The sequence below is a fragment of the Candidatus Obscuribacterales bacterium genome (genome assembly GCA_036703605.1).
GTDB lineage: Bacteria > Cyanobacteriota > Cyanobacteriia > RECH01 > RECH01 > RECH01.
Window position 1 is genome coordinate 1 of sequence record DATNRH010000264.1, and the last position, 8748, is coordinate 8748.

6 protein-coding genes are annotated in these 8748 nt (G+C 50.4%); 2 read left to right on the top strand and 4 right to left on the bottom strand.

Annotated elements, in window-relative coordinates:
* The 3 genes from V6D20_05385 to V6D20_05395 form a co-directional block, all read right to left on the bottom strand.
* A partial coding sequence (locus V6D20_05385; GenBank protein HEY9815223.1) for a CO2 hydration protein occupies positions 1 to 962 on the bottom strand: 962 nt, incomplete at its 3' end.
* A 143-nt stretch (positions 963 to 1105) separates the two neighbouring features.
* Positions 1106 to 2638, bottom strand: a complete 1533-nt coding sequence (locus V6D20_05390) for an NADH-quinone oxidoreductase subunit M (GenBank protein HEY9815224.1) — start codon at positions 2636 to 2638, stop codon at positions 1106 to 1108.
* A 3-nt stretch (positions 2639 to 2641) separates the two neighbouring features.
* Positions 2642 to 4501, bottom strand: a complete 1860-nt coding sequence (locus V6D20_05395; protein ID HEY9815225.1) for an NAD(P)H-quinone oxidoreductase subunit F — start codon at positions 4499 to 4501, stop codon at positions 2642 to 2644.
* 733 nt (positions 4502 to 5234) lie between these two features.
* Here V6D20_05395 and V6D20_05400 point away from each other — a divergent pair.
* Both V6D20_05400 and V6D20_05405 read left to right on the top strand, forming a co-directional pair.
* Complete coding sequence (locus V6D20_05400) at positions 5235 to 6728, top strand: hypothetical protein (protein ID HEY9815226.1); 1494 nt, start codon at positions 5235 to 5237, stop codon at positions 6726 to 6728.
* 28 nt (positions 6729 to 6756) lie between these two features.
* Positions 6757 to 7023, top strand: coding sequence for a hypothetical protein (locus V6D20_05405; protein ID HEY9815227.1), 267 nt, complete (start codon positions 6757 to 6759; stop codon positions 7021 to 7023).
* On the opposite strand, the gene V6D20_05410 is transcribed toward V6D20_05405, so the two are convergent.
* On the bottom strand, positions 6998 to 8748 hold a 1751-nt coding region (locus tag V6D20_05410; GenBank protein ID HEY9815228.1), incomplete at its 5' end, for a CHAT domain-containing protein. The genes V6D20_05405 and V6D20_05410 overlap by 26 nt on opposite strands.

Consider the following 8748-nt stretch of genomic DNA (forward strand, 5'->3'; position numbering starts at 1 on the left):
AAGTAAGATGGCAAAAAGTGTCGCATATCTTGCATCAGCAATGTGGGTGGAATGCCGGCTGTCCCTACTGGAAATACATCTGCATAGAGAATACCATAGTGAAAATCTGCTTGCTCAGCCGGTACCTGTTCTGCCTGAGCATTATAGGACTTGGTGCCTCGAAAGGGAGCTGTCCGGTAAAACACAGATTCTACATAAGGCAGAGCAGCTTCATACAGCCAAGTCATCCCTTTTGACTTGGGAATAATTTCATAGCATTCACCATCAATGTAGACATGGTGGTAGATAGGGCGTCCAGCAATGGCAAAAATGCCGTTGACCAGGAAATTCATGGCTTCAGGAACGCTGGTGATCTTACCTTCATCATACAGATCAGACATTTCAAAAAAGACGGGAGCCATAACTTCCCAAAACAAACCTAGATTTGCATAATAGGATAGCTCTCGCACCTTCTCAATAAACATCTCAGGAAATAGCTTGTGCAATGACAGCATCAATGGATTGTTTTTAAAGTAGGCTCGGATGGCACGATCAGCGTTAGCTTTATACTCGTCCGTGTCTAGATAGGGGTCGAATCTATTGGCTGGCGCATACATCTTACGATGCCATAGCATTGCCCTCATGCAAGCTTCAGCAAATTCCATATTGATGCGATCGTGCCAAAGATGATGGAATAATTTAGGCCACGATTTTTTAGTCTCACCCTTGTTGATAAACTCTAAAAGTTCTGGGTGGGCGGTTGCTTCTCCTCGCCAGATACGTAGATCAGCATCATCTCCTGCATAGTGATTATGAAGATCTAGATACTCTTGGGGAAGAAAGTATTTGAAGGCTGGAACAGGATTTAAGAAAACTCGTTCACCAATATACAGAAGGTCACGCCAGTAAAAATCCATCGGTACCGCATAGGCTTTATAGATACCAATGATTTGCATGAGATTCTCAGGGGTATCAGGAAGCATGGCTCCTCCTGCTTCCAATCGATGAATAATATCGGCAAAGGGATGCTGAGAGGGAGGAATAACCGTGGATGGTGAGGACATTGTGGTGGTCATAGGTTTCTAATACACGACAAAGACGACAGGCAATTTTAAGACCGAATGGATTAGTTTTTAGGGAATATCAATGCTTCCGTGGTTTGCATGGCAGTTGTGATCGTGATTATTTGTGGTGTTGGCGGGCTAGCCATCGACACCATAGCTGCGGTTGTTGCTTCACTCCAGCGCACTAACCAGCTTGGCTGAATACCCAGCAAGAAGATAGCCCAAGCTAAAACCAATGCCGGCACCCGCTCACCCCATTCAACCTTGGGGAAGTAGGCGATCGCATTATCCAGCTTGCCAAAACAGGTGCGGTTTAACAAAATCACAAAATAGACTGCTGTTAAACCTGTACCTACGACAGATAATAAGGTTTGGATTGGAAAAACGGCGTAGCTACCTTGAAAGATGAGAAATTCGGCAATAAAACCTGCTAGCCCTGGAATACCCGCACTCGCCATCCCACCCAACACTAAGAGAGAACTAATGGTAGGTAGCCCTCGAATAGGATTCATGAGACCGTTGAGCACATTCAGCTCACGGGTACCAACCTTCAGTTCTACCAGTCCAACTAGATGAAATAGGATCGCTAGAATTAGCCCATGGGCAACCATCTGAGATACGGCGCCCACCATGCTGAGGTTTGTTAAGGCTGCTCCACCTAGTAAGATATAGCCCATATGACCTACAGAGCTATAGGCTACCATGCGCTTGATATCCGTTTGGGCGATCGCTGCCATGGCCCCGTAGAGCACGCTAATCGTCGCCCAAGTCGCTAAGCCAGGAGAGAGAACAGACCAGGCATCTGGAAATAGACCTAAACCAAAACGAAAGATTCCGTAAGCCCCCAATTTTGCCAAAACACCGCCCAGCAAAATCGCAGTTGGCGTAGATGCAGCTGTGTAGGTATCTGGCAACCACGTGTGAAATGGCACTAACGGAACCTTGATGCCAAATCCAACCAGCAATATACCAAGAAGAATAAGCTGCGATAGCATGGGCAAACTTTGCCCCATGACAGCACTGTAGGCAAAGGACGAGGCACCCGTGAGCCAAACTAGACCTAGGAAGCCAACCAGAATCAGCGCTCCGGACAGGGCTGTATAGATCAAGAACTTGGTGGCGGCATAATTACGCCGTTCACCGCCCCAAATAGAGATCAGCAGGTAGAACGGTACAAGCTCTAGTTCATAAAATAGGAAAAAGAGGAGTAGATTCTGGGCCAAAAATGCCCCGGCCACACCGCCGCTGCAGATCAGCATCAGACTGTAAAACAGGCGCGGACGTTCCGTCTGTTCTGAACTGCTGAACACAGCAATCCAGGTTAAAAAGCTGTTTAGGATCACCAAGGTAATAGACAGACCATCTACGCCAAGCTGGTAGTTTAGACCAAGGCTATCAATCCAGGGCAAGTATTCTTGCATCTGCAGCGTCGGCGTATTCAGGTCAAACTGGAACAGCAGGGCTAAGCTCCAAAGTAAAATACCTCCCGTGAACCAAAGGGTAATCCAACGAATCTGTTTTGATGAGATAGAGGCAGGCAAACAGCCAAGGGCGATCGCCCCTAGAAATGGAAGCCAAATCAAGGTGCTTAGCATAGGTTATCCACCAATAACAAGAGATAGGTTAGTCAACGACGACCATGTCATCAAGAGCGTGATTAAAATGATGCCTAGAGCAATGGTGAGCACATAGGACTGGGTTTTGCCACTGTTGCCATATTTGAGGGCTTCGCCGCCAAAGAGTGAGGCTAGCCCCACCATGTTGACTAGACCATCCACCAGGTAGCGATCGCCCCAGTCAACGAGGCGTGAGATCAAACCAACGCTACCGACAACACTGAAGCCATAAATTCGGGATGTGTAAAAATCGTAGGCTAACAGATTTTGAAGTGCTTGCCACGGTAGGCGAATCGGCTTAGATAGCGGGCCATAGTACACCAATGCTGCTAGGCTGCAGCCAGACAGGCTCGACCACGTTAGCACTAACGCCACATCTTTATTGAGAGTAGCCCAGTCAGGCAGCAGTGACAGCGTTTGCAACACGAAAGGTAGGTGCAGAACAAACCCCGCCAAGACGGTCATCGGTAAGGTCACCAGCCAGCCATTCTCCGGCGATCGCTCCGTCATAGGCTTGGGTTGTCCACCAAACATCAGTACAAAGACTCGCGTGACGGCAAACGCAGCAAAGGCATTCACCACCAGTAAAATCACGGCAATAATGGGGCGATCGCGCCATACACCATCCAGCAAGGCAAGCATCGACCAAAATCCACCTAGGGGCGGCAGGGCAATTAAACCAGCTACGCCAACCAGGTAGGATAATCCCGATACGGGACGACGACGCCAAAGTCCACCCATCTGGGTTAAGTCTTGGGTAATGCTATTGAGGACAATCGACCCAGAACTCATCACCAGCAAGCTGATGGCCACGGCGTGGGTGAGAATCATCAAAAATGCGGCATTGCTTAGCTGTGCGCCCACCGCAATGAATACAATGCCCATGTAGGCACTTGTCAGATAGGATAAGGAGCGCTTGACATCAATCTGAGCCATTGAAATGAGCGTGCCGCCCACCGCCGTGATCGAGCCAATGGCGATCGCCACCGACAACACCGTTGGGGATAGTGCCAACACCGGCTCCAGCTTAATGAGCACCCATGCCCCCGTAGCCACCACCACCGAATTCCGCAAAATTGTACTAGGTACTGGCCCCTCCATGGCTTCATCCAGCCAAAGGTGCAAGGGAAACTGGGCACATTTGCCCATAGGGCCAGCAATCAGAGCCAAACCCACCAAGGTTGCAGTCGTCGGGTTGATATTGGCCGTTTCTGCCCAAACCGCTAACTCTTGAAAATCCCAGGTGCCAGCCAGAGGATAGAGCGCCAATACCCCCATCAACAGCACTAAATCCCCCACCCGCTTGGTGAGAAACGCATCTCTAGCACCGGTGACCACCAACGACTGATTGAGCCAGAAGCCGATCAGCAAATAGGTGCCGAGGGTGAGAACTTCCAAAATCATGTAGCTGAAAAATAGCGAATCGCACAGGGCCAGAGCACACATGCCAGCTTCAAACAGAGCTAACAGGGCATAAAATCTTGCCCAACCCCAGTCCATTTCTAAATAGCCCACGGCATAAACCTGGGCTAGAAAGTTAATGCTCGTTACCACTAGGATGGCACCTAGGGTAATCGACGATACTTCGATGGGGATGGTCAAATCAAGCTCGGCAATCTGTAACCAGGAAAAGGCTATGTACTGAGGAGCCTGTTGCCAAGTAGCATGGAAGGCGATCGCCCCATGCAGACAGGCTAGCCCCGTCATCCCAAGGTTGATATACCCAGCAGGACGAGGCCCCGTTAGCGGGTTAATTGACGGTAGCCACAACATCGAAAAAACCATCCCCATCAGAGGATAACTGGGAATTAACCAAGCTGTTTGGGCGAAAAACTGCTCCATATGCTGTCCTCACGATGCCTACAACGACCTACCTAAGATGGTGCTTATGTACTTCTGGCCATAGACCAGAGACTATGATTTTTCAAAAGACCATCATAAATAGACTATACCAGGATCAGCTTACATGGAAATTCCGTTGGTTCTCAAATCGTTTCGATAGGAATTCCATTAGACTTGAAAAGGTTTTGCTTATAGCAGTCGGCCTATGGGTTTGAGGCTTTTGGTTAGGGCCTTCTGCACAGGGGATGCCTGACCTGTGCAAGGTATATCCATCATCCCTTAGCCTCTTTTTGCGGTGGAGGCTAGGGAGATTCAGGCATCAACGTCCCTCGTCTTTAGAGTTGTGGGGTGAGGGCTACATCGTGCCTCTTCTATCATTTTGGGATATCCTGGTGAATTTTTGTCATAACAGCTCACACTATCTGACAAAAGAGTAAGAGGTCGATCGGCTTCTCTCCGAGAATGACATAACGAGAAATAATGTTAAGTCTGATTAATCTCTATTAGTCATAGGTTGAGGGCATAGGGTAGCTCGATAGCAGTTGTCTCAAGGTAGATAGGGATTGCCATAGCGCTAATCCAGACTGTATCGTAGCACCACAACGATACAGTCTCAGCAAGAATTCTGAATGAAGGTATCTCTAGATACAGAGTTGTCATAACAAGTTGGCTTTAACTAAGCACAGCACAACTTGAGCCAGAGCGATGGTGGGGAGGCAGCAGAATGACGGGAATGCTAACAAAGTCGGAGGCTCTGACGAATCTGGAGGCCTGTGTGCAGGCGGAGGGACGCGCTGACTTGGTGGCGCAGGTGCGGGCCAAGATTGATGAGCTGGGCATTAAGTATATTTACTACCAGTTCATCTCCGTCACGGGGCGCATTGTCGGCAAGGGTGTTCCGGCAGACCATTGGGAAACGATTGCCGAACGCGGCATTCAGTTGGTATACGGTTCCACGGCCAACCTCTTCCTCGATCGCTACAACAACTATATCGGCTATGGGCCAGAAGCATCGGAACTTGTTGCCATTCCCGATCCAGACACCTTTTGCCAATTGCCTTGGGATAAACGGGTGGCGCGGGTCTTTTGTACCTGCTTCCGCAATCGAGAAGAACCGGATAATCCTGGGGGCTACCTGACGTCGGATTGTCGTGGCAACTTGAAGCGCATCCATACTCAGTTTCAGACCGATCACAAGGGTCTGCATCTGCGGCACGGTGCGGAGCCGGAGATGATGTGGTTGAAGAAGGGGCCAGATGGCAAGCCGAATGGTGGTGTGACCAAGCCCAACTGCTATCAAATTGATCAGTTTGAGGAATTGCGCCCCGTATTTTTGCGGGTGATTGACTATTGTCAAGCCATGGGTCTAGATATGATCCAGGGCGATCATGAGGATGCGCCGGGGCAGCTTGAGCTCAATTTCATGTTTGATGATGCGCTACGCACATGCGATCGCCTCACTACTTATCGACAAATCTGTTCCCAGGTGGCGCGGGAGTTTAACCTGATTGCCTGCTTTATGAGTAAGCCCTTCATGGGTGTGTCGGCCAACGGTTGTCACCATAACCTATCTTTATGGTACGGCGGAGACGAGCAGGTAAAAGACTTTGGCATGGAGACACTGCCAGGTTTAGCGGGTACGTTTACCTATCGCAAGGGTGGCGAGAATACATTTTTGCCAGATCCTAGCTTATCTGCTACCAAGCCAGGCCCGATTGGTCTGAATTCGATTGGTGGGGTGATAGAGCATCTGGGGGCGCTGACGGCGATCGGTTGTTCGACGGTGAATTCCTATCGACGCCTGTGGGATACAGGACTGTGGGCACCAGTCTATGCCGATTGGGGCTTCCAAAACCGCACTTGTGGTTTGCGAGTATCGGCACCTGGACGGTTTGAGTATCGAGCGGTGGATTCGATGGTGAATCCTTATCTAATGGCAGCGGCGTTGCTGAAGGCATTTGATGATGGCATTCAACGCAATCTGGATCCAGGAGAGCCAGAATCTCGTAATCTCTATGAGGCGATGGAGGCAGGTAAACAGGTGAAGAAGCTACCGATGTCGTTGGGTGAGGCGTTGGAGCGGTTGGAGCAGGATGAGGTGGTAAAAGCGTCCATGCCTGGGGATATGTATCAGGTATTTAGTTGGTATAAGCGAGATGAGTGGGAGAAGTTTTTGGCAACGAGTACGCAGTGGGATGTAGACATGTATCTCGATTGTTTGCCGTAGTCCTCTTTCCAGGCTTGGAGCAAGACGTTTGAAGGTTCATCAACGATCGCGATCGCTCTTGGTGATTTCTGAACCTGAATTCGATGGCGTTCTTCGTAGAGAATCTATGGTGCGTAGGATGTGTATAGCCTTCGACATGGCTTCGCTAAAGCGACAGCGTAATGCATCCAAGCCTCATGAAACGGTCTATGGCTTCGCCCCTGATGGTCTGGCGGTGGCTCTGAGGGGCGATCGCCTAGCGGAGGCAATCGGGGCGATCGATACCCTCTCTAAAGCCAGTTGCCAACAAGGATAAAAGGAGCCCAGTAGTAGGGAGCCTCGTAGGTTTCACGAGCCAATAGGGCAAGTTGGGCTTGGCGAAGGGCAGCAGCCTTGGGTAAATTATCTTGGGTCAAGGCTTGGTAAAACTGCTGCATGAAGACAGATGTAGAAGCATCATCTACTTTCCAAAGACTGCCGATGGTGCTGCGGGCTCCAGCCTGCACCGCAACCCCAGCTAAGCCAAGAGCAGCGCGATCATCACCTTGGGCTGTATCACAAGCGCTAAATACTAGAAGTTCAATCGGTACCCGGCGACGCAGATCGGTAACTTCTAGAAGATCCCGTAGCTGCAGCACGTTAATGGCATTATCCCAAGCTAATACATAGGTATTATCTAAATCAGAGCTAAACTGACCATGGGTCGCTAAGTGAACAATCGGTGCAGAAGCAGCATCTACAGTAGTTTGTAGACTGCGGGTGGTAAATGCTTCGTTTAGTAACACCTGTCCAGGAAGCTGGGAACTGATAGCATTGAGTTCTTCTTCAACGTTAGGTAAGTTGCCCAATATTCCAAAGAAAGGAGAGTCTTCAGGGACTTTACTAACCCCTGCCAAGAGGATGCTATAGTCAGACGACCGCTCGGATGCAGGATCAACTAACTGTAAGCCAGGGGCTAGGGCAATATTATAGTGTTGGATGAGATAGTCCGTGCCATCGAATAAAACTGCCATGGGAATATTACGCAGAGAGCCATCCAAAACAAAGACTAGGGTATCTAAGTCGCTGGTGGCAAGATCAGCAGCTAGGGGGCGAATCAGCCAGTCATAGAGTTGTGCTGCTAGGGGGCGCAAGCGGATGCCGGCTAGATCCCGAAACAGCTGGAGGCGAAGCTCGCGGGCGGTGGTGGTGATGGTTGCGGCAGAGACGGGAACGCTATGGCGGATAGGGGGTTGATCGGGTAAGTTAAGGATCAGCTCCAAGCGATCGCTGAGGAGAATAGGATAGATGACCGCAGCCCGAGGATCAATGGCTTCAATGTCAACCGTATCTGCATCTAGACAGGCAGCTTTGAAGAAGTTATCCAACTCCGCCAACTGTAGTGCTTCGACTGTTTCTCGGGCCCGGTCGAGCTCTGCCGGACTGGGGGTATGGTCGGGGGCTAACAGCAAATCTACGAATTCCCGATGGACAGGTTCAATGGTCGTGCGAAAGGAAAGCCAGGCTTCGGGATTGTTGATAGAAACGACATCCGACCGCAGAGTTTTCAGGGTGGCGATCGCTTGATCATAGGCGGTGATCGCTCCCTCACGATCCTGCTGCTGCTTCAACAATCTTCCCAGTTGCCACTGCCACCGATAGGATACCTCTGGAGCATCCAGACGACGGGAAAGGGCCAGGGCATCTTGAGTCAGGATTTGGGCATCCCGCCACTGCTGGTTCTGTTCATAAAGTTCCCCAAGGGTTCCGAGGGCATAGGATTGGGAGCGCTGATCACCTATCTGCTGGGCCTGTTGATGGGCTCGGGTTAGTAGGGTGGCAATCTCTAAGGCTGTCGGGCTGCTGCTGAGTTGATTCTGTCCCTGGCGTAGACGGATCAAGGTTTTAGCCACCTCCACCTGTTGATCCAGACTGGCGCGGGTGGGAGGCAGTTGGGCTAGGTCAGGCTGAAGCTGGAGCCAGAGGGTCTGGGCGGCAACCCAGTCCTGTTGATCCACCCGTAGACTGAGCTGGCTGCTGCGAATCTGAATCTGGTGTGGGA

Coding starts and splice junctions, on each gene's coding strand:
- V6D20_05395 (HEY9815225.1), bottom strand. CDS start 4,501: ATGGAGCAGTTTTTCGCCCAAACAGCTTGGTTAATTCCCAGTTATCCT.
- V6D20_05400 (HEY9815226.1), top strand. CDS start 5,235: ATGCTAACAAAGTCGGAGGCTCTGACGAATCTGGAGGCCTGTGTGCAG.
- V6D20_05390 (HEY9815224.1), bottom strand. CDS start 2,638: ATGCTAAGCACCTTGATTTGGCTTCCATTTCTAGGGGCGATCGCCCTT.